29 protein-coding genes are annotated in these 26624 nt (G+C 51.8%); 21 read left to right on the forward strand and 8 right to left on the reverse strand.

Annotation, left to right across the window (positions count from 1 at the left end):
• Nucleotides 1-14: 14 nt before the first annotated feature.
• From C9411_RS13485 to C9411_RS13550, 14 genes are all read left to right on the forward strand, one after another.
• Nucleotides 15-362, forward strand: coding sequence for a hypothetical protein (locus C9411_RS13485; protein ID WP_107227248.1), 348 nt, complete (start codon nucleotides 15-17; stop codon nucleotides 360-362).
• 1 nt (nucleotide 363) lies between these two features.
• Complete coding sequence (locus C9411_RS13490; RefSeq protein ID WP_107227249.1) at nucleotides 364-732, forward strand: hypothetical protein; 369 nt, start codon at nucleotides 364-366, stop codon at nucleotides 730-732.
• The gene (locus tag C9411_RS13495) at nucleotides 729-1112 is read left to right on the forward strand and encodes a hypothetical protein (RefSeq protein ID WP_107227250.1); all 384 of its coding nucleotides are present in this window, start codon (nucleotides 729-731) and stop codon (nucleotides 1110-1112) included. Before C9411_RS13490 ends, C9411_RS13495 begins: the two co-directional genes overlap by 4 nt.
• Nucleotides 1113-1136: 24 nt before the next feature.
• Nucleotides 1137-1895, forward strand: a complete 759-nt coding sequence (locus C9411_RS13500; protein ID WP_107227251.1) for an Ig-like domain-containing protein — start codon at nucleotides 1137-1139, stop codon at nucleotides 1893-1895.
• Between the two features lie 208 nt (nucleotides 1896-2103).
• Nucleotides 2104-2613, forward strand: coding sequence for a KilA-N domain-containing protein (locus C9411_RS13505; protein ID WP_107227252.1), 510 nt, complete (start codon nucleotides 2104-2106; stop codon nucleotides 2611-2613).
• A 38-nt stretch (nucleotides 2614-2651) separates the two neighbouring features.
• Nucleotides 2652-3326: a DUF6246 family protein gene (locus C9411_RS13510; protein ID WP_107227253.1), complete on the forward strand. Its 675-nt coding sequence runs from the start codon at nucleotides 2652-2654 to the stop codon at nucleotides 3324-3326.
• Between the two features lie 71 nt (nucleotides 3327-3397).
• Complete coding sequence (locus C9411_RS13515) at nucleotides 3398-3802, forward strand: hypothetical protein (protein WP_107227254.1); 405 nt, start codon at nucleotides 3398-3400, stop codon at nucleotides 3800-3802.
• 61 nt (nucleotides 3803-3863) lie between these two features.
• The gene (locus C9411_RS13520; RefSeq protein ID WP_107227255.1) at nucleotides 3864-7028 is read left to right on the forward strand and encodes a tape measure protein; all 3165 of its coding nucleotides are present in this window, start codon (nucleotides 3864-3866) and stop codon (nucleotides 7026-7028) included.
• 37 nt (nucleotides 7029-7065) lie between these two features.
• Complete coding sequence (locus tag C9411_RS13525) at nucleotides 7066-7533, forward strand: hypothetical protein (protein WP_107227256.1); 468 nt, start codon at nucleotides 7066-7068, stop codon at nucleotides 7531-7533.
• A complete protein-coding gene (locus C9411_RS13530) occupies nucleotides 7534-8004 on the forward strand; it encodes a hypothetical protein (RefSeq protein WP_107227257.1) in 471 nt (156 codons plus the stop codon).
• Entirely contained in the window at nucleotides 7997-8428 is a 432-nt protein-coding gene (locus tag C9411_RS13535; protein WP_233221908.1) for an NlpC/P60 family protein, read from the forward strand. The genes C9411_RS13530 and C9411_RS13535 overlap by 8 nt, the downstream gene beginning before the upstream one ends.
• Nucleotides 8376-10871, forward strand: a complete 2496-nt coding sequence (locus C9411_RS13540) for a host specificity factor TipJ family phage tail protein (protein WP_107227259.1) — start codon at nucleotides 8376-8378, stop codon at nucleotides 10869-10871. Before C9411_RS13535 ends, C9411_RS13540 begins: the two co-directional genes overlap by 53 nt.
• Complete coding sequence (locus C9411_RS13545) at nucleotides 10872-12857, forward strand: right-handed parallel beta-helix repeat-containing protein (RefSeq protein ID WP_107227260.1); 1986 nt, start codon at nucleotides 10872-10874, stop codon at nucleotides 12855-12857.
• A gap of 2 nt (nucleotides 12858-12859) precedes the next feature.
• A complete protein-coding gene (locus tag C9411_RS13550; protein WP_107227261.1) occupies nucleotides 12860-14263 on the forward strand; it encodes a hypothetical protein in 1404 nt (467 codons plus the stop codon).
• A 66-nt stretch (nucleotides 14264-14329) separates the two neighbouring features.
• Here the strand turns inward: C9411_RS13550 and C9411_RS26020 are convergent, their stop codons facing one another.
• From C9411_RS26020 to C9411_RS13565, 4 genes are all read right to left on the reverse strand, one after another.
• On the reverse strand, nucleotides 14330-14890 hold the full coding sequence (locus tag C9411_RS26020) for an acyltransferase (protein ID WP_233221909.1): 561 nt from the start codon (nucleotides 14888-14890) through the stop codon (nucleotides 14330-14332).
• Nucleotides 14880-15485 (reverse strand): acyltransferase, encoded by a 606-nt coding sequence (locus tag C9411_RS26025; RefSeq protein ID WP_233221910.1) that lies wholly within the window; start codon nucleotides 15483-15485, stop codon nucleotides 14880-14882. The genes C9411_RS26020 and C9411_RS26025 overlap by 11 nt, the downstream gene beginning before the upstream one ends.
• 260 nt (nucleotides 15486-15745) lie before the next feature.
• Nucleotides 15746-16411 (reverse strand): GDSL-type esterase/lipase family protein, encoded by a 666-nt coding sequence (locus tag C9411_RS13560; protein ID WP_107227262.1) that lies wholly within the window; start codon nucleotides 16409-16411, stop codon nucleotides 15746-15748.
• Between the two features lie 101 nt (nucleotides 16412-16512).
• A complete protein-coding gene (locus C9411_RS13565; RefSeq protein ID WP_107227263.1) occupies nucleotides 16513-16755 on the reverse strand; it encodes a hypothetical protein in 243 nt (80 codons plus the stop codon).
• A gap of 366 nt (nucleotides 16756-17121) precedes the next feature.
• Here C9411_RS13565 and C9411_RS13570 point away from each other — a divergent pair, with 366 nt between their 5' ends.
• The 3 genes from C9411_RS13570 to C9411_RS13575 all read left to right on the forward strand — a co-directional run bounded on the left by C9411_RS13570 (nucleotide 17122) and on the right by C9411_RS13575 (nucleotide 19358).
• Entirely contained in the window at nucleotides 17122-17448 is a 327-nt protein-coding gene (locus C9411_RS13570; protein WP_063991069.1) for a gamma-glutamylcyclotransferase, read from the forward strand.
• Nucleotides 17449-17556: 108 nt separating this feature from the next.
• The gene (locus tag C9411_RS25835; protein WP_162846218.1) at nucleotides 17557-17700 is read left to right on the forward strand and encodes a hypothetical protein; all 144 of its coding nucleotides are present in this window, start codon (nucleotides 17557-17559) and stop codon (nucleotides 17698-17700) included.
• A 125-nt stretch (nucleotides 17701-17825) separates the two neighbouring features.
• The gene (locus tag C9411_RS13575; protein ID WP_107227264.1) at nucleotides 17826-19358 is read left to right on the forward strand and encodes a glycosyltransferase family 39 protein; all 1533 of its coding nucleotides are present in this window, start codon (nucleotides 17826-17828) and stop codon (nucleotides 19356-19358) included.
• A gap of 180 nt (nucleotides 19359-19538) precedes the next feature.
• Here the strand turns inward: C9411_RS13575 and C9411_RS13580 are convergent, their stop codons facing one another.
• Nucleotides 19539-20603 carry an aldo/keto reductase gene (locus C9411_RS13580; RefSeq protein ID WP_107227265.1) on the reverse strand — a complete coding sequence of 355 codons (1065 nt, stop codon included), beginning with the start codon at nucleotides 20601-20603 and terminating at the stop codon, nucleotides 19539-19541.
• A 97-nt stretch (nucleotides 20604-20700) separates the two neighbouring features.
• Between C9411_RS13580 and C9411_RS13585 the strand changes: the two genes are divergently transcribed.
• From C9411_RS13585 to C9411_RS13595, 3 genes are all read left to right on the forward strand, one after another.
• Nucleotides 20701-21606 carry a LysR family transcriptional regulator gene (locus C9411_RS13585; RefSeq protein ID WP_063991072.1) on the forward strand — a complete coding sequence of 302 codons (906 nt, stop codon included), beginning with the start codon at nucleotides 20701-20703 and terminating at the stop codon, nucleotides 21604-21606.
• Between the two features lie 118 nt (nucleotides 21607-21724).
• On the forward strand, nucleotides 21725-22276 hold the full coding sequence (locus tag C9411_RS13590) for a flavodoxin family protein (protein ID WP_004940045.1): 552 nt from the start codon (nucleotides 21725-21727) through the stop codon (nucleotides 22274-22276).
• Between the two features lie 629 nt (nucleotides 22277-22905).
• Nucleotides 22906-24354: a GGDEF domain-containing protein gene (locus C9411_RS13595; RefSeq protein WP_063991178.1), complete on the forward strand. Its 1449-nt coding sequence runs from the start codon at nucleotides 22906-22908 to the stop codon at nucleotides 24352-24354.
• A 6-nt stretch (nucleotides 24355-24360) separates the two neighbouring features.
• Here the strand turns inward: C9411_RS13595 and C9411_RS26030 are convergent, their stop codons facing one another.
• Together C9411_RS26030 and C9411_RS13600 are read right to left on the reverse strand one after the other, a co-directional pair.
• Nucleotides 24361-24522 carry a YnfU family zinc-binding protein gene (locus C9411_RS26030; protein WP_216637450.1) on the reverse strand — a complete coding sequence of 54 codons (162 nt, stop codon included), beginning with the start codon at nucleotides 24520-24522 and terminating at the stop codon, nucleotides 24361-24363.
• 81 nt (nucleotides 24523-24603) lie between these two features.
• On the reverse strand, nucleotides 24604-25083 hold the full coding sequence (locus C9411_RS13600) for a cold-shock protein (protein ID WP_004940042.1): 480 nt from the start codon (nucleotides 25081-25083) through the stop codon (nucleotides 24604-24606).
• Nucleotides 25084-25249: 166 nt separating this feature from the next.
• Between C9411_RS13600 and C9411_RS13605 the strand changes: the two genes are divergently transcribed.
• Nucleotides 25250-25759, forward strand: a complete 510-nt coding sequence (locus C9411_RS13605) for a VOC family protein (RefSeq protein ID WP_038877409.1) — start codon at nucleotides 25250-25252, stop codon at nucleotides 25757-25759.
• A gap of 36 nt (nucleotides 25760-25795) precedes the next feature.
• On the opposite strand, the gene C9411_RS13610 is transcribed toward C9411_RS13605, so the two are convergent.
• Nucleotides 25796-26623 (reverse strand): amino acid ABC transporter ATP-binding protein, encoded by an 828-nt coding sequence (locus C9411_RS13610; protein WP_015376924.1) that lies wholly within the window; start codon nucleotides 26621-26623, stop codon nucleotides 25796-25798.
• Nucleotide 26624 lies beyond the last annotated feature (1 nt).

Here is a 26624-nt window from a genome sequence, read left to right on the forward strand (position 1 = left end):
GAGGACTATCTCTCATGAGTGCTGCGGCTAACTGGAGCTATACGGCGGTCGCTACGGTCTGGAAAAAGCTGGGCATGGACGATTACGGTAAATCTGCCTTCGCTGAGCCTATCCAGATCATGTGCGATTACGGTGGTGATGCGACTGCACGGCTCGGCGATATCGGGCTTGAGTTTGTCGTAAAAAACACGCACTGGACTGAGTATGCGGATGCCCGCCAAGGTGACTATATCCTGATCGGTGCTTCATCTGAACCTGACCCGAAAAAGGTTGATGGTGCTGATGAGGTTCGCCATATCATCCGGTACGCCGATACATTCGACCGAATCGCCGATGACTACGCGATTATCACAGGGGTTTGATATGGGCGTGAAGGTTAAAGGTATCCGGGAGGCGCAGGCCAATCTGGATAGATTAATCGGCGATATCAAGGGGAGGAAAGTTATCAGGGCTATGCAGTCGGCGCTGCTTATCGGTGGTTCCCAGGCTGCTTTATACACCCCTATCGATACATCGACGCTACTCAATAGCCAGTACCGCGATATTTCCGTGAATGGCTCCCGGATTACGGGACGCGTTGGCTACTCGGCCAATTACGCCATTTACGTGCATGACCCGAACGTTCCCCAGAAATTTCGGCGCGCCACCGCTCAAAAAGAGTTCCTTACCAAGGGCTTTGAAGATACTAAGGCGCAGATTGACAGAGCGATCAAGAAGGAGATGCAGCTATGACGCCAGCCATGCATCGTCGCGTTCGCGATTACTTTGTTGATGTTGCGCTGACCGCCGGCTTCACTACTCAGATGCTGCGCTGGAGGGATACCGGAAAGGGCGAAGATAAATTTATTGTCTTTCGTCCAAACGGTGGCAGCCCAATTCGCAACGATCTAGCCAGCGAATATCTGGTGCTGGTCGACGTCATCGGCGCTGAAGGAGAGGATGAAGAGGTGGACAACGCTGTCCAAGCCATCATCAGCCATATCCAGAACAAACCCATGCCAAATGACTGCATCGGCCATATTGAGAACGTCGGCGGCATCCCATCCCCAGTTTCCACAACTGAAGGGCGATTAGTCTATCGCCTGCAATTCGCTTGCCTGTACGGCGAGTAATCAATAATCAAAGAGGTAAGCAATATGCAAGGTTGCTCAACTGACAACAGCAAGTTGTTCGGTCGTGGCATTGTGCTTGAGGTGGCTTTGGGCTGCCCTGATACAGTGCCTGCAGAAAGCGAATGGCAGTCGCTGATCGCCGGTACTTCCAAAGGCTTCGACTTCAGCCCTAACACCGTAACGTCGGATGCGGATGACACCAAGGGATATGTTGAAAACCTGGTCACTAACTCAGACTTTACTCTGAGCTTTGAAGGCGAAGTGCGTAAGCGCGATAAGCTGGATCAGTTCGGCGTAGCGAAGTTCGTTAAGTATTACAACGACGAAATTCAGGCTGGTCGCCAGCCCACTTTGTGGGTGCGTGAAGAGTATGGCCCGATCACCTTCATCGGTTACATGGTTATCACCGCTCTGAGTTCTGACGGCGGCACTAACGACATCGTTACGCTGTCGACCGAGTTCAAAGTGGCTGACTCCGATACCATCCAGGTGATCGACACCCCGGTTGATATTCCAGTCACTGGGATCACCCTGACCCCAACCAGTGGCACGGTAGCAGCCGGCGCGACAACCACATTTAACGTGGTGTTTGCTCCAGCTAACGCGACAGATAAAACATTCACTCTGGTTTCATCTGTACCGGCGCGGGCAACTGCAACGGCTAACGGTTTGGTTGTCACCGTATCAGCACCTTCTGGCGCCACAGCAGGCACAGCAAACATCACTGTAAAAACCAACGACGGGAATTTTACAGCTGTATTCGCAGCCAACGTCACCGCGTAACCAAATGGTCGGGAAGCTGACCGCAGATCTGACCAAGACTAGCCCTGCTCATGCGGGGCTTTTTTGTACCTGAAATTCATCGCGCACCGCACGCGCAGTAATCAAACCAAGAACCTTTCAGGATGACCCTTGAGGAACCGGCTGGCTGTCGGAGCCTTCTTGGGGCCGCTTCCTGTGCGACAAGGTTCATCACTAAAAGGTAATCCGAATGAACTATCCAACGGTATCTGTAAATGGTGTATCGGTACGAGTCGATGAGGAAGGGCGCTATAGCCTCAATGATCTTCACGCAGCTGCCGTAGCGGAGGGTAAGGCTACAGAATCCCAGCGTCCAGGTGAGTTTCTTAAAACCAAGCAAGTGCAGCGATTTGTTCAAGCTTTAAGCGATGCGAAGAAAATCGCATCGGTACTAACTATCAAGGGCGGATCGCAGCAGGGGTCGTGGGGGCTGGAGTTAATCGCTATTCGCTATGCTGCATGGCTAAATCCATTGTTTGAGATCAAGGTGTATGAAACGTTCCAGATGCTGGTGCGTCGTGGCTTTGATGCCATGTCACGCCTAAATAAAATCGACCATATTATCAATACCGAAACCAAAGCGATCAGCCAGTGCGCCAGCCAAATGGCGAAGTGGGGTGTTGGCGGTCGAAAACGCCTTCTTCACACTGCCCGAGAACGTGTTGCTGATGAAGTGCAGATGTACCTTCCTGGCTTTTGACTGAAGATTGGCAGGGATGCCATCGTTTTGAGGTTTACATGACTCCATTAACTGAAATCGGCGAGATGCTCATATCAGACGTCAGCCGCGACTACTTCTTCAGACCATCATTCGGAAACATGTCGCGTATAGGCTCGCCAGCGGAGATTGTAGAGCGCTTTGCTGAACTCCATACCAGTGAGGCGCCGAGATTGCTTTCTGCTGCTGTGGCAGCGTATGGCGAGATTCCTGGGTGGCTGCTTGCCTATATCAACTCACCATCGTTTAGCAGCTCAGCTATCTTTGCCGGCATGATCGTAATGCAGGCCTGCTGTGATGACGATATCAGCGCGCTGGTGGGTGAGCTGCGGCCAAGTAAACGAGGGATAAGGGCGTTCGTGTTCCGTCGTGGCAGTTTGCCGGCAAGCGACATTATCATCCTCGGGCAGTCGCTGATCACTCACGGCATCATCGGAAAAGCCAAGGTTCGTCGTCTTCAGCGGCATGAGACAAACAGCTTTGTCAGTGAGTTCAGCGCATTCGAGTACATCAGTGCTGCTCGTAATCACTTCAGCATGCCGCGCGCCGAGGCTGAGCAACTGACGATGACGGAATTTCAGCTGCTGATTAACGATAAATACCCAGATCAGAAAGGGTTCACCGCTGAAGAGTACGATGCTGTCGCGGATGAGTACATGAAGAAGAAGGCTCGCAGGCTGGCAAAAACCGCGTGATTTGCATTGAGTTGCTCTTTCCCTCTGCTACCATGCAACGACTTGTTACTTGTCTATGGGAATAGGACTAAATGAAGAAGATTGCAATTGTTGGGGTCATTCTGGCGTCACTTGCTATGTCTGGTTGTTCATCACAGCAACCTCCTAGCCAGGCTCAAATATCCTCTGCTAGTTACGGTGAACTTCCGAAAGATTATCAAGAGAAAATTAAAAATTATTTTAACTCCACATTAAAAGATCCCTATTCGGCTCAATATAAGTTCATGCCAACCTTCAAGGGGTACTCTCAGGATGGCCAATGGTCGCCATCTGGCGGGAAGGTAACTTTTGGATGGGTATCACCCGTTCTGGTTAATGCCAAGAATAGCTATGGTGGCTATACCGGAGATCAGAAGTATGTGTTTATCTTCTCTGGTGGCGAGATGTATGACGTTACGGCCATGAGCCAATTTGGTATGGTTCATCCAGTCAAGTAAAGTAATAATTTAACGATAAAACCTCGCTCAGGCGGGGTTTTTTTATGCCTGGAGAATGGTTATGGCGAGCGAAGAACAAGTTGGCAATATCGTTTATGAAGTAGAAATGAATGTTGCCAATCTGCTCGAGGCGCAACGCAAAGTTAACGAACGGCTGGACACTATGGATGAGCGTTTTAAACGTTCAGCAAAATCCTCCGACACACTATCTACCTCCGTAACACGCCTGGCTGGTGCTGTTTCGGCGGCAATCTCAGTGCAACAAGTGGCTAAGTATGCTGACGCTTGGACGACAGTAAATAACAAGCTCGCAAACTCGGTCAAGGCAAATGAAGACCTTGCGACAGTCACGCAACGAGTTTTTTCCATTGCTCAAGATACGAGAGCGGCTCTTGATGCCACGGCGTCTTTGTATCAGCGTCTTGAAAGGGCAACACGAAGCTATGGAACTAGTGTTGATGATGTTGCGAGATTAACAACGATCCTTAACCAAGGTTTTGTCGTATCAGGTGCTACAGCTCAGGAAGCAAGTAACGCTGTTATTCAGCTGTCTCAGGGCTTAGCTTCTGGCGCGCTTCGTGGTGAGGAGTTCAATTCTGTGACAGAACAAGGTGGTCGGCTGGCTACGGCGCTGGCTGATTCCTTGGGGGTTAATATCGGCCAGCTTAGAGCAATGGCTGCTGAAGGCAAGCTGACAACGGATGTGGTTGTTAAGGGCCTTCTCTCTCAGGGAGATGCGATAGGGAAAGAGTTTGCGAATACTACGACTACTATTGGACAGGCGCTTGAAATTGCCAATAACAATATAACTCAATTCATTGGCAGTTCAACGACAGTTAAGTCTACTGTTTCACTATTTAACAGCTCAATTATTACGCTAAGCGAAAATCTTGATGTCGTTGCGAAAGTAATCGGTTCAGTGGCCGCTATCGTCGGCACTCGTTACGCAGCAGCTCTTACGCTCGCTGTAGCAGGACAGGTTAAGCTTGCCGCAACTGCTTTTGCTGCCTCAACATCTCTATCTGCTTTTGGTGCTGCTGCTGCTCTGGCTAGAGGGGCGCTTGCGTTAATCGGCGGTCCCGCAGGGGCTGCTGTGCTCGCAGCTTCTGCAATCTTTTACTTTTACCAACGAGCAAAAGAGGCGCGGCAGGCGGCCATTGAGTTAGCCGACGGCGTAAATACTCTGTTAGGCAAGATGAAAGATATGTCTGCCACAGAAATCGCAGCCAGTATCGCAAAACTACGTGGTGCAATCCCTGAATTAACTGGCGCCGTCAAAGATGCAAGCGACGAGTATGATAAGGCGTCGAAGCGCGTTGCAAACCTTCAGCGAGAAGTTGATAACTGGGGAAATAGCACTACACGTGGGCGCCAGGCGGCCGAGGCATTAACCGGAGCTATTGATAACCAAAACATAGCTTTTGCAGAGCTTGACAGAGCCCAAAGAAATCTCAGCCAAACACAAAGTGCTGTAGGAATTGCTTCTGCGCAGTTGAATGGCACTTTTGAGCAAGGGATTGGATTGCTTTCCAAACATGGCGAGCAAGCTGGGTTTGCTGCCGGAATGATGAATCAACTCGGTAAACAATTGAATTTTGCAGCAGGTGCTCAGGAAAAATTCAATGCATCTAACCTGAAAATAACCAGACCCAAGAACGTCCAAGACTACCTCGACGGCCTTCAAGATCAGGTTGAACTTCAGGCGGAATTAAACGATAAGAAGCGAGCTCAGCTTAAAGCGGAGCAACAAATAAGACGGCTGGGAGGAACAGAGGCTGATGTTGTTTTGGCAAGAGAGCGCGCTGCTGCTGAATATGACTCTCTTCAGGCGCAGCAGGAGCAGAAGAAGGCAACCAAGGAAGGAATAGCGGAGGGCAAAAAGTCAGCCAGCCAAGCGGAAAGCGTTGCTCAGAAGTTGGCAAACTTGAAGCAGCAGTCTGAGCTTGCGGCGGACTCAACAAGTGAGCTTAGCCGAGAGCAGGCGATCCTGACCGCACAGCAATCACTGGGGAAAGGAGCTACACAGTCCCAGATCGCTGAGGCTGGTGCTTACGCTGCTAAAAAGTGGGATGCGGTCAACGCTATCAAGGCGCAGGCAGCCGCAGAGAAGCTACTCCCGGAAGCCAAAGAGAGCGCCAGCTACGCGCAGGACGTGAAGGATTTAAACACGGCATTGGCGGCCAAGAAAATCAGTCAGGAGCAGTACAACACTACGGCTGAGCAACTGGAGCAACAGCATCAGATAAATCTGGCAAAAATCAGGGCTGAAGCTGTGGTAAGTCCTAAGCAGCAAGCCGCTGGAATGGTTGACCCAGTGCAGCAGCTTGCCAACGAGAATGCGCAGAAGTTGGCGCTTATCCAGCAGTTCGAGACTGAGAGGGGTGTGATTACCCAGCGCGGCCTTGAGTTGATGAGGGCGGCGAATACTCAGTATGAACAACAGCGGATCGCGGCACAGTGGGAGATATTCCGCAATCAAAACGCAGGCAATGAGGCGCTGGCTGCGTCATTTGATGCATTCGCCGGCAACGCGTCCAATGCCTTCACTGGCATTATCACCGGCAGCATGAGTGCGGAAGAGGCAGCGCGTTCGCTTGGCTCAACCGTCCTTAATAGTCTGGTGAATGCCTTCGTGCAGATGGGGGTTGATTGGGTTAAATCGGCAGTTATGGGCTCAACAGCACAAACATCAGCTATTGCCGCCACCACGGCCGCGCAAGTTGCGGGGACGGCTACGACGACAGCAGCGAGCACCGCTGCTGCTGCTGCAACCACAACAGCCTGGACGCCGGCGGCTATCGTTGCCTCTATCGGTTCATTCGGTGGTGCTGCAGCGATTGGTGTCGGTGCTGTTGTTGCGGCTATGGCGCTGTCAAGCAGCCTGGCAGGGAAGCGTAAGAATGGCGGCCCTGTAAGATCGGGCAGCATGTACCAAGTTGGCGAGGGCGGTCTACCTGAAATTTACCAAGCCAGCACAGGCAAGCAGTACATGATCCCCGGTGACAACGGCAAGGTGATCAGCAACAAGGACATGCAAGGCGGTGGTGGTATCAACGTGAATGTCAGTATCAACAACACCAACGGTTCATATGTAGATCACCAGGTAAGCAGTGATGGCAATGGCGGTGTCTCGATGGAGATATTTATCGCTGACATGGACAACGGCGGCCCTATGAGCCAAGCCATAAGTCGAAATCATCAGGCCCCTCGCAGGGCAACCCAATAACCCGCTTCGGCGGGTTTTTTATTACCGGGAGAAAACCGTGGCAATACCTTATCCCGACTGGCTATCACTTCCCCAGAAGTCCAACAAGGGCCGCACCATTGATACCGGGTTTCGCACCGATCAGCCGGCAGTGGGTGCGCCTATCTTCCAGCGACTGACAGATGACCTCAAAACCACTTGGTCGCTGACGTGGATTTTCACGCTGCAAGAGGATCGGGCATTTGAGCAGTGGTATCGCAGCCCTCGTTACCTGGATAACGGCAATCAGTGGTTTACGATGCTGTGCAATCTGGGCGGCTCTGGCCTGCAAATGCAGGAACTGCATTTCGTGGCTCCGCCGGTTCAAACGAGCATTAACGGCAACACGACGACGTGGACGGCGAGCGTAATCACCCGGAAGGTCTACAACCCGGATGATGAATTCTCAGACGTCATTGTTGAGCTGCCGCCGTATCAGTGGGGGATCATTGATGAAGTGGTCAACCGCGACATGCCGGAGTATTGAATGCCTACATTACGAGAATTTCAGTCACAGCGGCCCAACCGGATCATCTACAACACGATGACGTTTAGCCATCCGGCATTTGGCGTTCTCCGGCTGGTGGCAAACCAGATATACCCGAAGACATTCGCTGTCCAGGAGTATTCGCCTTGCAGAATGGAGGTTGCAGAGAGCCAACAGAGTAGCACGCCTGTGATCAACTCTACGGCCAAGTTTGGGCGTCTGGCTCAGGACTTTAAACAGCAACTTAAGCAGTGGCGCGCGCACTCACGCATAACGCCAATCTCTGCCACGTATCAGCGTTTCGATGCGGCGGACATGAATACGCCCCTGAAGTCGTGGACGCTCTATGTGAAGGATGTAGCAATGGACGAAAGCGATGTTACGTGCTCGCTGACGCTGCAAAACCCCCTGAACAACAATATCGGGTTCCTCTACAACACAACCGACTTCCCAGGGCTTGCCAATGCATAAATCTGACTTCATCTGTGTCATGGATGGAAAACCATGGCGCGATCGGGCGTGCTCGTTCGACGAGGCTGATTGCTGGGGGCTGGTGGTGCTTTATTACCGGCGCGTGCTTGGCATAGAGATACACCAAACAGCGGACTACGAAGCCGGCAGCGACTTCCTGACGTGCTTTTCCGGTGATGTTGTGTTCTGGCATCAGGTCGAGAAAGCGTCCGACAGTAGCATTTTTATCGCTTATTACGGCGCTCAGCCAGCCCACGTCGGTTTAGTAATTGATGGGCAAGCATTTCATAGCCGCGGCGAATCGGGGCATGTGCGCTTTGACAAGCTGCGGACACTGGAACGAGTTTTCACCAAATTGGAGTTTTACGACTATGCCGTTGATCGAAGTTCAGCGTGTGCCAGGGTTGCCGAAAGAACGTCATAATCTTCCCGCCGGCAGCATGTTCTATCCCTGGCTTAAATCGGCCAACCTTCACTGCGATGTTGAAATTTTGCGTAACGGCGTGAAGCTGCAGCCAGATGATGAGTTAAATTTTCCTCTCAGCGATGGCGACGTGATCAACGTGTTCGATCAGCCGAAAGACGGCACGCTTGGAACAATCCTCAACCCTTTAGAGCACTTTAATCCGATAAAATTTACTCAAAAAATTCTTTCCTCTCTCATCGGGCAACCAAGTGCCAGCGTCGCAGCAGGAAGTAATGCTAAAACGTCACCAAACAACAGTCTGAAAGGACAAACCAACATCGCTCGCAATGGCGAGGCAAAGCCTGACAACTACGGCCAGGTGCGTGCGTTCCCTGATCTGATTCAGGAGTCGATGTTCGAGTACGAAAACAACATCAAGAAAGTAACCGAGTGGATGAATTTCGGGCTTGGCCGATATGACGTCACGTCTGTTCGGTACTCAGAGTCTAACCTCGGCGCGCTGGCCGGCGCCTCTTACCGTATCTACCAGCCAGGCGAGAACATCCCGCAGATCAATGAGGGATTCGCTTTCGACGACATCGACGGACAGGAGTTGCCAGGGCCGAACGAGAGCAGTGATTTTCCTGCAGAAACGGCGACATCAACAAGCGTGAATGATGCTTACTTTATTGCAGGTGAGGCAGTTATACAGATAATTAAGCAGGATGAGTTCGACTATTTCTATGATCTCGCCTTTCCTCACTCTGTAACATTTGTTGTAAACGTCACCTATGAAACAGCACAAGGTACAGTTACAAAGGATATAACGGTAAGTGGCGATATATTTTCTGCGACGACCATACCGACCAATCCGCCTTCAGTGCCAATTCCATTATATGAATTCACAATCGGAAATTTATCTGGCCCAGATTTTTCTAGTCTGCCAAGTGGCACGGTGATAAATCCGGCGATTTTCACATTAAACGATAATGAAGCTTTGGTCATCGGGCCTTCGTTCTCTCCTGTGCCTGGTAGTCAGCTGTGGGTGCATCTTAATGGCCAGCTCGGATCTGGCGATTATGCGAGAACAGACGTAACAATCTGGCAGGTTGACGATAATAACAGCGCGATACCAGGGACGATTGAAGGATTTAACTTTGGGATAAGCAACGACGATAAGCAAAGTGATAATAAATACTCAACGTTCAAAATAACTCCAACTGCTGGCTATGGTCGTTACGCAGTATCTTTCAGGCGTACTAACAACAGCAATGACCATAGTGTGTTGAAAGTAGAGGCCATTCACAGCGTACGAATAAGAGAGAATGTCGTTTACCCAAGCGATACTCTGGTAACAGTGACTGTCACGGCAACCGAGAGGGCGACAAGTGCACGAGATCGAAAATACAACGCTCTAATTACCCGCCACGCCATCAGCTACAACCTTGCTACGCAGACAGTCGATTACACAGAAAGGCCGTCACGCTCGTTTGCAGATGCTGTACTGCACACCTGGCTAAAAATGGGAGGACAGCCAGAGTCGAGCATCGACATCTACGAGCTTTATTCTATCGCGGCATCTTTGCCAGATCAGCGTCTGGGCTATTTCGATTACACCTTCGATGACGAGGATATCTCGCTGGGCTCTCGGATTCAGACAATCTGTGATGCGGCGACGATAACCGCGTTTTGGGATGGCGGGGTGTTGTCTTTCACGCGTGATGAGCGGAAGTCAAGCGCAACGACGGTGTTCAACCGCGCCAACATGAAAGCGGAGGATTACAGCCTTTCTTACGATATGACGCTACCCGGAGGTTTTGATGGTGTAGAGGTCAAATATCGAAACCCGGTCACGAATAAACAGGCATTCATCCGCTACCGGATCGTCGTCAACTCGATTGAAGAAGGGGAGCCGGTAAAGGCGAAGAAATTCAATATGCTGTTTATCCGCAATTCTTTCCAGGCGCGGGATCGGGCATTGAAAGAAGTTCGCCGGCTGCTGTATTCACGCCAAACCATGGCAATTCGCGCGCTGGCCGATGGCGAATGGGTGAACGTCGGGCAGATGGTGCAGGTGGCTGATATCTACGACGCGAACCAACAGGATGGCTATATCGTTGCGCGTAACGGCAACAACTTTGATACCAGCGAACGGATCGAGTGGTCTGAGGATATGTTTGTGGTCGTTACTGATGCAATCGGTGCGCCTACAGCGCGCGTCCAGGCATTCCCTCGCACAGATACCATATTTGGCTTCAGTGCAGCAGTACCAGCAATAACCCTCAACCTCTATGACGGCTACAACACACAGTCGCCGTCTCGTTACGTTATCGCCTCGCAAGTAGAGATGGACGCAACGAAATGGACGATCACTGAAAAGAAACCGAATGGCGACGGGACTACCTCGTTAACCATGTCTGAATACAACGATGAAATGTATAATTACGAGGTTACAGCGTAAATGACTACACCAACCAGCAAGCCAATTCCAAGTGAAGATGTTAGAGATTTAAAATTTAACTCTGGGAAAATTGATGAGGTTGTAAACTCAAACGAAGAAAAATATACAGATAGGTTCGGAGTAGAAAGGTATACCCTGGAAGGGATCAGAAATAACATTTCACCACTTGGTAAGACATATACCTTGGCACAGGCCAACGCAGCAATAACATCAGGGGAGATTCCCAATGATGCATACTTTTTTGTATGGTCAGATAACCCTGATTACATAGCTGAAAAATATCAAAACGTGAATGGCGTAGCAACACCTGCAGGTCAGTATATCATTAGTGGTGGGAGCCTTATAGCATCAGATGGAAATGGGAATTTAGTTGCGCTGGATGATGTGGATTCAAAAAGGGTTTTTGTTGTCGATGACTTCGGTGGGGTAAATATTGCAGGATTGGACGGCACATTACAAGAAAACGCAGAGACAATCAGTGTCAACAAGGGGCCATATCTTAACCTGCTGACGGATGCTGATAACGCTGCTTATGGTTCAATTGATGAGTATGGACATCTTCACTTACCTGACATGCAGTCATCTATACAGGATATGCTGAAATCTCATCAAGCAAAAATTGAGAACGTCATAAAAAACCGCAAGGTTCTTGATGTGCGTGATTGTGGGTTTAACCCTAGTACTGGTGAAAACTCGTTATACGCAATACAGCGCGCAATCAATTATCTTAGCGGGGCCGGTGGGGGAGTTGTTTATTTGCCAAAAGGGAAATACCCTCTATCCAGCTTTATCCTACCTCGTTCTAATGTTTCACTCATCGGTGCTGGAGCTGATAAAACAGTATTGCTGCCTTACAAGGCTGCTGCAGCCATTCGTTATCTTGGCAACCCGAGCAGCTACCTACAAAACATGATCATGTCAGACTTTACCATTGACGGTGAAAACCAAACACTAAACCCATCACAAGGTTTCTTGCCAGAAATTAAGGGTACGTTCATCCAATACTGGAAAGATGTTGTGATGGATAAGTTGAAATTCCTTAACACTGGCGCCACTTCCATCGGCAATGACATGCCATTTAATTGCTCAATAATGCGTTGCTGTGTAGAGAACTTTGGCCGCCTTGCCCCAAACGCGTCTAGCGCAGGGATTTGGGAAAGGCCACTTGGATCATCAGGCATAGGTTTGGGGACTGGGGCGCTTGACGATGAGCCAATCTATGTAGCATTTAACACTGTAAAAAACGGTGCTAACTTTGGGTTGTTCTTTGAGCCGCAGGCCGGGGGCGCTGCTCGCGGGGCGGTTGCAATAGGTAACATTCTTGAAGGTGGCTATGCCGGTCTTGCTGATTGCGGTATTGACGGCCTGCAGGCTATATCTAACCAGATGCGCTTGAATAAATATGGCATTTTGCGTTACCCAGGAACTAACGCTTCTGGCAAGCCTGGGCGCAGAGGGCAATTTATTGGGAATATTGTTGAGTCTAACACATCTCATGGTGTTTATTCATACATGCAGACAGCAAAAAACGATCCTCTGATTGGTGGTAATATTTTCTCTAATAATCAGGTTCGCTCTAATGGTGAGGATGGTTTTAATTTCAGATATGAAAACCCAAGTGTTCAAGTTGCCAATGAAACTATTGATGGCAACCATATCTCCGAAAATGGCAGGCACGGGGTTCACATTGAGAGTGGTGCGCTTGTTTTGAATATGGACATATCAAACAATAAAATTTGGAACAATGGTAAGGTGGTTGCTGGCAATGCGATACATTCAGTAGTACCAATGACGATGTGCAGTATCACCTTAAACAAGATTAGGGATACCCAAAGCACGAAAACTCAGCAATTTACCGTAAATATTTCTGGTGATTTAACTGATGTTGACATTTCATTTAACCATTGTGTTGGTAATGCACAAAACTCACTAAATTTAACCGGCACCCAAACGCGAGTGACCACCAACTTCAATGCGGGAATTTAATCATGACAGCGATTGTTAAGAGTAACGGGATATTTAAAGCTGATGTCAACACCCTACCGAGTGCACATGCTCCGCTGCCAGTTGGTGCCGCTCTATTTGCGGATTTCTCAGGGTCAAGATTTGTGATGAAATACGCCGCAGGTCAGGTTGTCAGGTCAGCATCAATGAAAGAGGTACTATCATTTACCCGAGCCAGCACTGCAACCCGCGTGGGCCTATCTGGCGCTATTGAATATCTGGTGGCAGATGAGCCTGCAATTGAATATCACCCTATTACGCACAAGTGTCTTGGACTCCGTACTGAGTCCGTTTCAAATAATCGACTGGCGTATAGCCAGGCGTTTACACAGGCAGTGAGCTGGACTGCGTCTGGGATTGTGCTAACAGGGAATGATGTTATCTCTCCTGATGGGAATGTGACAGCGACAAAATTAATTGAGGCCAGCGATTCAACGGTAACGGCGAGAACTCTGGAAGCAATCACTACCCTGACCGCGACAATAAATCAGCCGTACACATTTAGTATCTGGGCAAAAGCCAATACAGGAAAGGTGCTTCAAATTGCTGCGCAAGGGGCTGTGGCCACAACGCAGTTCGCCAACTTCGACCTGGGTAATGGCAAGATCGGGAAATCCTCGCCACAGGTTTTGCAGGCTACAATGGAGAAATTCACAAACGGATGGTATCGCTGCGCCATAACTATTACGCCAATTTCGGCGGTGTCGCCACGCTTCACGTTGGCTTTAACAAATAGCGACAGCAGCGCGTCAGCTTTACCACAATATGTTCCTGCCTCGCCGGGTTCAGTTTGGATTTGGGGAGCCCAGGCAGAGCGCCGTGATGGTGCATCATCTTACATACCGACATCTGGGACTGAAGCTCAGCGTGCTGCCGACATCTGTACAACACCAACAACTGCAGATTTTGTTGTTGCCTCCGGTGGCACTGTAATGATGACATGTGTTCACCCCCATAGTATTCAATCAATCAGCGGTTCTTATAACGCGCTGGCTTGTGCAGTTGTTCTTGATAATTCTGTTGCTGGTGACCATCTCCGGTTAGCGTATCGCCAGATTACCAATAATAACGGCCAGGCGCAGTGGGCGACATCCGATGCGGCAGGTGTGTCTCAATCGCTGGAGATTTATAGTCTGTCGCCGGTTAGAGACTCTGAGCAGTCGGCGATTTTCTCGTTTGATACAACAAGCCTGAATCTGAAATTGTTCGATGGTTTCAACTGGTATTCAAGATCGGTTACAGCACTGCCGCCGGTGCTGAATCGTCTGGCTATTGGGCGCTCTTACATCGGCCCAGAGAACTGGTTTAACGGCCACATCAAGGAGATTGTATACTGGCCGACAGCGCTCAGCACAGAGGAAATGGAGAAGGCGATTTCCTATTTGTAACTACCAAACTGCGGCGGTTTGAATGCGATTCTTACCGCCGCAACGTAGTAGCTAAAGAGTTACTATTTAAGCAATCTCATTTGTTTTTACATTTATTGTTTTTATTAATTTCTTACCTATAGCAATGCCTTTCTGTTCAACATATTTAAACAATAATATTGATAATGCATATGTTACAGGAAGCACCACTGCCGTTACGAGCAAAAAACGCAACGCAGACGGCAGATCGACAAACCACGAATGCTGAACAAGGATACCGATGGTTGGTATTACTATAATCAAATGCAATAAATATACTGAATAAGAAACCTCGCCGAGGAATCGACTTAATCGAGAAGAAAGAAATTTTTTCCCAAAATTTGCGAATCGGATCGTAATTGAATTTTCACCATGATTGATTAGTAATACTGCTAACCCAATGATGAGAAACATCTCGATTACAACCAATCCGCGAGATATAAAATATCCAATAAACCAAGAAAACAATGGCGCCAGCATTGCTATAATAACATAATGCTTTCTGTTTTCAGAGACTGACTTATAAATTAACATTCCAGCTAAAAATATCGGTAGCTTAAAGATAATCATAGAGGGGCGGGGGAATGCTGAAAAATACTCAGGAGCCATGTATGCCACAGCCACGCAAGAGGCCATTAGCACCACAGACGAACGCATATAGCCAAACTTCATTATGCATTATGAATAGCATAAGGAATGGGAATATAGCATAGTATTGCATTTCCAGTCCGATGCTCCAGTCAGGAATTGCAGTTCTTGCTGAGAAATATGGTAAAAACCCAAACATGAAAGAAATATGTGCCAAAAAATTACCAAACGACGCATCGCCATATTTATCCGTGTCAGCCTGAGCATCTACCCATACGGAAGAAATTAATTCTCTGTAATAACCAATTGTATCGCCAAGTAAAATTGCAACAACAAGAAGAATATAAAATAGAGGGGCTATACGGAAGAAACGCCTTAACCAGAATGAAGTGATAGTTTTCGGTGAATCCCATGGTTCAAAATGCTGACGTTCGGTGTAGTTCTTAGCCATCAAGTAACCTGAAAGCAAGATGAACACATCAACACCAATGCTGGGAGTTCTCAGTATCGGGAAGTTGAAGTTCGTCAAGTTACAGATGTGACCGAGAACAACCCATAACGAAGCATAACCACGTAAACCATCAAGTTCTGGAGCCCAATTTTTTTGTTGAGACATCTGCTTACCCAAAGGTGTGATATTGTATATGTTTCCAATTATATCAAAACTGTAAATATAATGTAAATATTTATTGGTAAAAATAAGATTATACTCATTGACTGGATTTTATATGAAAGTCAATTGAACGCCGGCGTTGTTTTGAGATTCACATCGCGATGGCGACGAACCTAATACGCTTCCTTCCTATATTAGTGAATAAGCATATTGTGTAGTATGTGTTATATAAAAACTGGCGTAATGGTTGTATGTGATTGTTATTATCCCATGTTTGATTTCTTAAGGAAGTTCAGTAAAATCTTGCTCCAAACATCGTACCCTCTATCTGTAAGATGTGTACCATCATACGTATATTCTCTTTTTAGTAATCCATTTTCTGATAAATTTTTGTTTAAGTCTAAGAACGGAACTCCAGATTTAACGGAGTATTCCTTAAGTGAACTGTTTATTATATTTATAGATTTGTTTTTACTTTCTCTCTCTTTGCCAGATAGAATTGTGGACTGAATCACTACATTTATTCCATCCTTTCTCATTTTATTTGTCATGGCTGTTATGTTACCCACAACTATCTCTGGTCTAACTTTCCGTGAAACATCATTAGTACCAGCCATTATGAATACAGTTTTAGCTCCGGTTTTCTCAACATCTTCAAATCTCTCTAGCATGCCAGAAGTGTCATCACCGCTAATCCCCCTGTTTCCTACAGAATATCCAGGTAGTAATTTGTTCCACTTTCCACCCTTAGTTATACTATCACCAAACATTATGTAGCTGAATTTTCCAGGGTTAAGGTGATGCATTTCTTTTTCTTTTAGATATTCAGGGCTGGTTTTAACTGATGCGTCAGCATTGCAGTAATTAAATATTAACGATGAGATTATTATTGCTGGTGATATTGATTTATTTAAAGTTGAAAGTGTCATGATAACTCACCTTTAAGACTGTCATTTTATTGAATCCTATTAAAAAACAAGGAAACTATCAAGGATGCATTCAGATTCATGATAAAAAACATATCCTTTCCCTAGCGATTAACTAGGAACAAGAAGTTGAAATTTATCGCAGCATCAACAGCTTTTCCCTGTGTATCAAACGGCACACCTGATACGAGCGGCCAGCGTCCTTTGTTCCAAACATAAAGCCAGTGTTGGCCTTCTTCATCTTCGCGGATTGCGAACATCGGAGGGCTGTTCTGCTGGGGTTCTGGGTATCGGTCGTTTTCGTTTAGAATGAAGATCTGCCGGCCGGCGAGGGTGATGCTGCCCATTGCTCTGCTCCGCTGGTGGGTGTGCAGTAATGGTAGCTGGTGGTGGGATCGATGGGTAGGGATGGTGTCATATTGGTGACGTCACTACGGTGCCATTGAGGCGTCACTAATATGTCATCACTTGCCGATTCGTGTCACTGTGAATGCAGAACGGCCTTTAATTACAATGGGTTAATTATTATGTCACTTTCTTCTAAGCCGTAGGTCATAGGTTCGAATCCTATAGGGCGTGCCATTACTCCCTGATGTTCTTCCCCCTACTTTTTCCCTTGAAAATTCGACTGTGTAATCCATACTCCCGTTGGCTCGCCATTGAGCGCCATGCTATGTTCGTTCGCTAAATTTAAGACAGTGGCAGAGTGAAAAATGCAAAGCTTATTCGTATACGGCACCCTGGGGCCGGGCAGACCCAACGCGCACATCATGGAAGCCATCGGCGGCAGCTGGGAAGAAGGCAGCGTCGGCGGATCGCTGCTTAACCAAGGCTGGGGCGCCGAGATGGGCTACCCGGGCATCGTGCTGGATAACAGCGGCAATCGGGTGAACGGTTTTCTGTTCCGTTCAGCTAATCTCGTCAATCACTGGCCGACTCTCGATGCGTTCGAAGGCGAGGGCTATGCGCGGGTGGCGGTCAGCGTCACCACCGCCGGCGGCGAAACCGTCGATTCGTTTATCTACATGTTGAAGAAATGATACGAACCGCCTCGCCGAGTGGGTGCGAGGTGCTTGACCCGCCGGCAATTGAACTTTCGTTTATTTTGCCGCGCTACAATAGGCGAAAATTTCCCCGTGGAGCCTATCGTGCGCAAATCCAGATTCCTGCTCGTGACCTTGCTGTGCCTGTGCGCCGCCGCCGTGCTGTACGTCATGGCTTACCGGGCGCTGGGGCATTACCTCAGCGATGGCGAGAAAGCCTACCCGGATATCACCGTTGAAATCCGCTGAGAGCCACGCGGCGCCGCGGTGATTGCACCGACTTTTTCGCACTGATTTACCCGCCATTTACCCGCCGTCGGCAATGATGACGCTGCGTCTCCACACGGTGTGGTTCTCTTGGGCGGAATGCCGTTATGTCACTGCAGCAGGTATCGAATGTTTCTTTGAGCAACAACGGCTTAAAGGGCATCGGTTACAAACATTTCGCGTTGGCGATCGTGGCGTTTTCGGCGATCGTGCGATTTATTTCCTTATCAGATCGGTATTTTTGGTGCGATGAAGCCTCCAGCGTACTGACCAGCCGCTATGACGTGGGCGCTTTGCTGTACCACGCTTCTTTCGATGTTCACCCGCCGCTTTATTACCTGTTGCTGCATGGCTGGATGGCGCTGTTTGGCGACGGCATCATGGCGGCCCGCTCGCTGAGCTTGGTGTTCGGCGTAATGACGGTGGCGCTGGCGATGCGCTTTACCCGTTGGTTGGCCAATGAGCGGGCGGCGCTGATAGCGGGGTGGCTGATGGCAATCATGCCGATGGCGGTGCGTTACAGCCAGGAGGCGCGCATGTACGCGCTGATGGGGATGCTGGCGATCGCCGCCGCCATGGCGTTGGCGAAGTGGCTGAAAACGCCGGATAACCACCGTTACCTGGCGCTGTATGCGTTATTGATGACGCTGAGCTTTTATACCCACTACTTCACGATTTTTACGCTGATCGCTCACTGGCTGGTGCTGCTGGCGCTGTCGTGCCGCCGCGAAGGCGTACGTTACATCAAGCAGCCGGCGTGGTGGCTGGCCAATGTGGCGATCGGGGTGGCCTACATTCCCTGGCTGCTGGTGCTGTTCAATCTGCTGGCGCATATCGCCGAGCTGCGGGTCGGCGGCGACGTCGGTTGGATCCCTCAGGTTTCCTGGGGCGATCTGCCGGCGATGTATTGGCGTTTTCTCACCGGTCATGATGGCAGCAATTATCCGACGGTCATTCTCTGGCTGCTGCCGGCGATGTTTATCGCCCTATGTTCATTGCTACTGTGGCGGCGGGAGACGCCGAGAACATTCTCGCTGCTGCTGCTCGGCGGCATTCTGATCCCGGTGACGTTGGTATTCGCCATTTCCTGGCGTTCGCCGCTGTTTGTCGATCGCTATCTCTACTCGGCTGCGCTCGGCATTCCGTTGGTGTTGGGCGTGCTGATCGCAGGAACGAAAAGCCGGGTGCGGGGGATCTCTTTGCTGTTGTTCTTCAGTTTGCTGTTCGGCTGCGGCGTGCGTAACGATTACCCGGTCGAGAAAGATGAGTTCAAGGCGATGGTGCACTACATCAACAGCCACTATCAGCCCAACGATGCGGTGGTGGTCAGCAATATGTTCAACTACCTCAGCTATGTGTATTACAACAAGAAGGGCTATCGCGCTCTGCTGTATACCCCGGCCAGGCCCAACAGCATTTCGGGCAAGCCCAATGCCTATGGTTTCGGCACTTTCTTCCATGACCGGGCGGCGCAGACCTACGTCGATAAGCTCAGCGTTTTATCGAAAGGCCATCGCCGGGTCTGGCTGGTCAGCGGCGGCGATTTCAATCAGGACTTCGGCCGTTCGCCGCCGGGATGGGTCAATACCAGCACCTTCAAAAGCGGCGGTTTTGAGTCACGCCTGTTCGTGGTGCGTTGAGAAAAATGTCATATTTCCCATTCGGCGTTACATCTGGCCGAGCAAACTTACGCGGGGATGACAGTTCTATACATTGGGATTGGTACTGTAGCTCTACCCGATGATGTTGTGTGTTATCCATTCCCTGTAGTGTATTACCCCATCCCTGTTAAGTTTATCCCGCCTTGTGCGGGATTTTTTTTATCTGCGCCGGGCGAGATGCACGCCGCCGGTCATGATGTTGCGGGTGACCGGCAGGGCGAGAAAATCGTGCGGGAATCCCAGCTCGATGGCGCTGAGATCGTCCAACCGTCGCCAATGATCTTCCGCCAGCGCCACCTTCAATGCACCGAGGTTATCTTCCAATTGCGACAGGGTACGGGCGCCGACAATCGGCGCGGTAACCGTCGGGTGACGCAGAGTCCAGGCCAGCGCGATTTGTGATGGGGTATACCCGGTCTCGTTAGCTATCTGGTTGACGGCGTCGGCGATACCGAGATTGCGTGCGTTCAATGTCCCCTTGGCGCGCACGGCTTCGCGCCGAGTGCGCGCTTCATCCGGCGACGGTTGCAGATCCTGTCGCCGGTATTTGCCGCTTAATACGCCGCCAGCCAGCGGCGACCAGGGGATCACGCCTAACCCCAATTCTTGCGCCATCGGCAGCAGTTCGCGTTCGACGGTGCGCTCCAGCAGGCTGTACTCGATTTGCAGGGCGATCAGCGGTGACCAGCCGCGCAGGTCCGCCAGCATTTGCATTCTGGACGCCTGCCAGGCGGGGAGATCGGACACCGCCACATACAGCACTTTCCCGGCGCGCACCAGGTCGTCCAGGGCGCGCATGATCTCTTCCACCGGGGTGGTGAAATCCCAGGCGTGCAGATAGAGCAGGTCGATGTAGTCGGTATTGAGCCGTTGCAGGCTTTCTTCAACCGATCGCAGCATGCTTTTGCGATGGTTGCCGCCGGAATTGGGATCGTCCGGCTGCATCGGCAGGGTGTATTTGGTGGCGATCACCAGCCGATCGCGGCGCCCGGTGGCGAATTCCCCCACGAAACGTTCGGCGCTGCCCTCGGTATAGCGGTTGGCGGTATCGATAAAGTTGCCGCCGCGTTCGACATAAACGTCAAACAGGCGCCGAGCCTCGGCCTGTTCGGCACCCCAACCCCAGTCGGCGCCGAAGGTCATGGTGCCCAGTGCCAGCGGTGAAACGCGCAGGCCGGAACGGCCCAATAAACGATAGTGATCCAGCGATAGTGAGGTGTTCATAGGCATTCTCCCGTGTAGGTAGCGTCTACGATAGCGCCCGCAGGTTGTTTAAGGAATGCGCTATAATCTTCATGAATTATTAAGGAGAGAGAGCATAATGAGGGGCAGTGATTTCGCCGAGTTGCGCGCCTTTGCCGCGATTGTTGAGCACGGCGGTTTCGCCCGTGCCGCCGCACATTTGGGCGTGTCCGCTTCGGCGCTCAGCCAAACGCTGCGCAACCTGGAGGCGCGTCTGGGCGTGCGTTTACTGAATCGCACCACTCGCAGCGTGGCGCCGACTGAAGCCGGAAGACTGATGTTGGCGCGCCTGACGCCCGCGATGGCCGAGATCGACGCGGCGGTGGCGCAGGCGGTAGAGCAACGCCAGAACCCCTCAGGTCTTTTGCGGCTTAACGTAACCCGCGTGGCGGCGTTGCATTTTCTGGCGCCCTTGATCGCGCCGTTTCATCATCAATACCCCGATATTACGCTCGATCTTAATGTTGAGGAGCGGCTGGTGGATATCGTTGCCGGCGGTTTTGACGCCGGCGTGCGGCTGCACGAGAAACTGGCGAAAGATATGGTAGCGGTCAAACTGGGCGGGGAGGTGCGGATGCGCGTCGTCGCTTCGCCGGCGTACTTGGCGCGTCACGGCCGGCCGTTAACACCGAGCGACCTGCATCGACATCGCTGTTTGAATTACCGCTGGCCGACCAACGGCAGTTTGTATCGCTGGGAATTTGAGCGCGACGGTGAAAAGCAGGAGATCGCCGTGGAAGGGCCGGTGATAGTCGATGAGCCGGAAGTCTTGGTGCGGGCTGCGATGGATGGGGCTGGCATTGCCTACCTGTTTGAGCAACAGGTTGCCGCCGGTATGGCCGATGGCCGGTTGTTGCCGCTGCTCGATGCCTGGACGCCGCCGTTCCCCGGTTTCTATCTGTACTATCCGGCAAATCGCCAAATGCCGCGCCCGCTGCGCGCTTTTATCGACTTTGCTCGTCAACCGGCAGAGCAGGGCGTGTAACGCGATTTTTTTGAATAACACCGTCAGTTTTATTCGGTATTCAGCCGCTGCGCGCTTGATTAGATTGAACGCGAGAGGGGGGCCGTCGGTGCCTTTGTGCAATGAGTGGAGAATTTCTATGGCGAAGACAGTAGTGGTGTTTCATTCCGGCTACGGCCATACCGAGCGTTTGGCGAAAGTGGTAGCGGAAGGCGCCGGGGCGGAACTGATCGCCATCGATCAGAACGGTGATATCAGCGACGAAGCCTGGCAGACGCTGGATGAGGCGGACGCCATCATCTTTGGTTCGCCAACCTATATGGGGGGCCCGTCGTGGCAGTTCAAGAAGTTCGCCGACGCGAGCTCCAAGGCCTGGTTCGGCCGCAAGTGGCAGGACAAAGTGTTCGGCGGCTTTACCAACAGCGCCAGCCTGAACGGCGACAAGCAGGTGACGCTGATCGCGCTGCAGACGCTGGCTTCGCAACATGGTGGCCTGTGGGTCAGCCTGGGGCTGCTGCCGGCCAACACCAAATCGGCGCAGCGCACCGACGTCAATAACCTGGGCGGTTCGGTGGGGCTGCTGGTGCAGACCCCGGCGGATGCCGGCGTGGATGAGATGTTGTCGGGCGATCTGGCGACCGCCAAGCTCTATGGCCAGCGCGTAGCGGGCTTTGCCGCCAAACTGGCGTAAGGCCTTCCGTGCAGAGAGAGCGGCGGTGTGGTTGAACGGACGCCGCGTTCATTTTCTCTGCACAATTGGCGTGTAAGCTGCGAAATGTTATTAGCCTGCTTGGGCTAACACTGCATTTCGTACAAATATTCCCGGTTCCTAGGCCGGGTTTTTTGTTGCTAAGGTCCGCTTAAGCTTTCACCGCTATACTGCGCGGCAGCACGGGCATGCAATGCATGGCCGTGTTGTAACTGTCGATTTGCTGTTGTTCAGGCAAGCCCGCGCTATGCGGGCTTTTTTTGGGTTGTTATTGCACGGGCGGCCCAGTTGCAGGAAAATAATCGCGCAGTTATTCAAACATCATTCAACGACCAATAACCACAAGCTTATTAATGTAATTAACGCCGTCGGCGGCCTATTACGCTATGCGCTATGCTGACAGCAGAGTCGGCATTATTTGCTGACGCTATGCGGGTGAGACCGCCGCGGTCGCATCAGGCTAAGAAAAGTCTGTTAATTAAATGTTAACGATTTTTATTATTGATTTGTCTGGCTTTTTTGGTTGAAATTCGAATTGACTATCCCTCACTGGCCGGGCGAGAGAGTATGCATATTATTATTCTGGTTATTAGCAAAATATGGGCGAGGCGATGAACGCCAGAATAAACGCCAGGCATGGCCTGCCGCTAACGGTTCAGCTGATCAATCTTTTCATGCTGGCTTTTTTACTTTCTCTGGTGGGTATTCTTAGCCGGCCGATTGGCTCGCTTTCCTTATTTTGGCCGGTGAATGCGATTCTGCTCGGCCTGCTGCTGCGCAAACCCGTTTATGCCACGCCGCTCGGCTGGCTTACCACCTATCTGGGCATGGTCGCCGCCGATCTCAGCACCGGCGAAGGCTGGTCCCTGGCGCTGTGGCTGAACGCCTGCAACATGTCGCTGATCGCCGTCGGTTACGGCATCATGCTGATGCTGCCCCAGTCTCAACGGCGCATGGGTAAACCCCAGGCGATACTCTATATGTTCAGCGCCAGTCTGGCCGGTGCGGCGGTGGCGTCGACGCTGTCGGTGCTGCGCAACGACAGCCTGTACAACAACACGGTGGTGGTTGCCTGGCTGGCCTGGTTCAGCGAGCAGTTCTCGACGACCTTGCTGCTGTTGCCGGTGCTGATGGCGGCGCCGCGGCTGAAGCAGCTGTTGCGCATGCAGGTGCGTTGGCGTTTGAAAGGCTGCCTGCCGCTGCTGGCGCTGCTGCTGTCGCTGGTGTTCAGCGTCTATATCGGCGGGCCGGGCGCCATCGCCTTCCCGATCCCGGCGCTGCTGTGGTGCGCGGTGCGCTACCCGCTGTTCCCCGTGACGTTGCTGACGCTGTTGACCGGCATGACCGAAATCAGCAGCATTTCCGCCAACCTGGTGCTGTACGAAACGCCGAACAACCACAACGCCTTCCTCGACACGCTGATGTCCGCCCGCTTGGGCATCGCCATGCTGGTGATGGGGCCGCTGATCCTCGCCAGCTCTATCGCCGCCAATCGCAAGCTGATGCGGCGTCTGGAGCACAGCGCCAACCACGATTTTCTGACGGGGGTGCTGGCGCGCAGCGCGATGACGCGCAAAGCGGGCGAGCTGCTGGAGCACAAGCACCGCTCGAAAGAGGCGGTGTCGCTCCTGCTGATCGACATCGATCATTTCAAGCAGATCAACGATACGCACGGCCACAGCGCCGGCGATCAGGTTTTGGCGTCGTTCGCGCACATCGTGCGGCGCGAACTGCGCCACGATCAGCTGTTCGGCCGCCTGGGCGGGGAAGAGTTCGCCATCATGCTGCCGCGCGCGCTGGCGGCGCAGGGCGTGGCGCTGGGGGAGCATCTGCGCCGGCTGGTGGAGCAGGCGCAGCTGCAGGCGGAGGGCAAACAGACGCTGAAAATCACCATCAGCGTCGGCGTCGCCAGCCTGGCGATGAACGAGGTCAAATCGCTGGAGCAGTTGATGAATATGGCGGATATCGCGCTGTATCGCGCCAAATCGCAGGGGCGTAATCGGGTGGAGTCGTTCAACGTGGTGAGCGGCAACAGCGTCGAGCATATCCTGTTTCGCTAAGCGTTTTCAGCCCTGTCTGGGTTCGAATCGGGTCTCGCAATTAGGGCAAATCAGTATTACGTCTTGCAGCATCGCCGCGCATTTCTGCCGGGTAACATAGCCGCATTTAGGGCAGACGATGTTGGTGGAACGGTTGGTAAAACCTTTGACGCTGTGGGAATCGGACATATCGATAGCCTGTGCCAGGTGAAAACTCACGCTAACACAGGAGACGATAAATTACGTTGGTTATTTTTTGCACACCGCTGCTTACAGGCTCTTCAGCGCCTTGATGGTCTCATCCATATCGATCTCGTGCTCGGAGAAGGTATGGGTGGTGTTCTGGAAGGTGGTGATGGTCAGCATGCGCAGCGTTTGCATGGCCTGCGCCTGGTCTTCTGACTGCGGGCGAATACGGTTCATCAGCAGGCCGACCGACAGCACGGTGTTCTCTTTATCCACGTCGGCTTTGACCGGCACTTCCTTGGTGAAAGTATTGAAAGACTTGATGCTGGTGATCTTGATTCTTTCATTGGCGATGATGATGTATTTGCTGGGCGCCAATACTTTGACCGCATAAGCCGACGGGCCTTTGGTGTTGTTGGTCGGTTCGAAGGTCACCGCTGCGTTTTTCTTAATCAGCTCCGGGTTTTGCACTTTAATCACGTGAAAATAACGATTTTCTCCGTTCTCGTCGGTAATAAAGCCGAAGCCTTTGTCTTCAAAAAAAGTCGTTATCTTGCCGTTCATCGCTATTCTCACAAAAGGGTTCTATACAGCGCTTATGATAGCGCGGAATGCCTTGCAGCGACAGATTGCGCGGGCGGCATTTAGTCATGCGATAACGGCATTTAGCGGCTTTCCCCCCACATGCTATGTTCATGCTGACTTCATTCAATGCGAAAAAGGAATATCGATGGGCATCAAACGTCTCAATCACGCCGTGCTGTATGTCAGCGACGTGCGGCAGAGCGCCGACTTTTATCATCAGGTGTTGGGGTTTAAGCTCAAGCCGTCCGACAGCCCCGATCGGGCGGTGTTTACCCAGGCCGCCGATTCGGACAACGATCACGATTTGGCGCTGTTCAGCAAGAACCTGGGCCAGCAGCGCGCCGGGGTCTTTCGCGCCAACAACGAGCCGCCGGCGGAGCATGAGCCACCGGCTGGGTTGTACCATCTGGCCTGGGAAGTGGACAGCCTGGAGGAGCTGGAGCGCATTCGTCACCAGTTGGCCGAACGCGGCATTCTCGGGCTGGAAGAGGATCACGGCGTGCACAAGAGCATTTATGGTCACGATCCGGACGGGCTGCTGTTCGAGGTGACCTGGTTTATTCCGCCGGCGCTGCTGACCGACGAGGACAAAAACCAGCAGGGGATCCGCCCACTGGATTTCGCCGCCGAAAAGCGGCGTTTCGCCGGCCGGTAAGCGGCTCGGGTACGGGGCGCCGCGGCGCCCCGACGATCACAGCACTTTGTTGAGGAAGTTGACGGTGCGCGGATGCTGCGGCTGAGCCAGCACTTGCCTGGCATCGCCCTGCTCGACAATCTGCCCGTCGACCATAAACACCACCCGATCCGCCGCTTCGCGCGCAAAGCCGATTTCATGGGTAACCACCACCAGCGTGACGCCCAGATCCGCCAACCCCTTTATCACGTCCAGCACTTCGCCGACCAGCTCAGGATCGAGCGCGGAGGTGGGTTCATCGAACAGGATCACCTTCGGGTTCAGCGCCAATGCGCGCGCAATGGCGATGCGCTGCTGTTGGCCGCCGGAGAGGTGGCGCGGGTAGGCGTCCGCCTTGTGGCGCAGCCCGACGGTGTCCAACAGCTCATAGGCGACCGCTTTTGCCCGTTCGCGGGAGTGGATCTTGTGCACCACCGGCGCTTCGATGATGTTTTCCAGCACCGTCAGGTGCGGGAACAGGTTGAAATTCTGGAACACATAGCCGACGTTGATGCGTTGCCGAAGGATGGCCTTTTCCTTCAGCTCATACAGCCGGTTGCCCTTGCGGCGATAGCCGACGTAGTCGCCGTCGATGCGGATAAACCCCTCATCGACGCGCTCCAGGTGGTTGATCGCCCGCAGCAGCGTCGACTTGCCGGAACCAGAAGGGCCGAGGATCACGGTCACGGTACCCGGCTGCAGCGTCAGGCTGACGTCGTCCAACGCTTTGTGTTTGCCGAAGAACTTGCTGACGTTGCTGATTTCGATCAGGCCGCGTGCCGGCACCGGGGTGAGATTGCGCGCCGGCTGCTCGGGCAAGGCATAATAATCAATGGCTTCAGACATG

Origin of the sequence: Serratia sp. Nf2 (assembly GCF_003028435.1) — a bacterium.
Taxonomy (GTDB): Bacteria; Pseudomonadota; Gammaproteobacteria; order Enterobacterales; family Enterobacteriaceae; genus Serratia; species Serratia marcescens_L.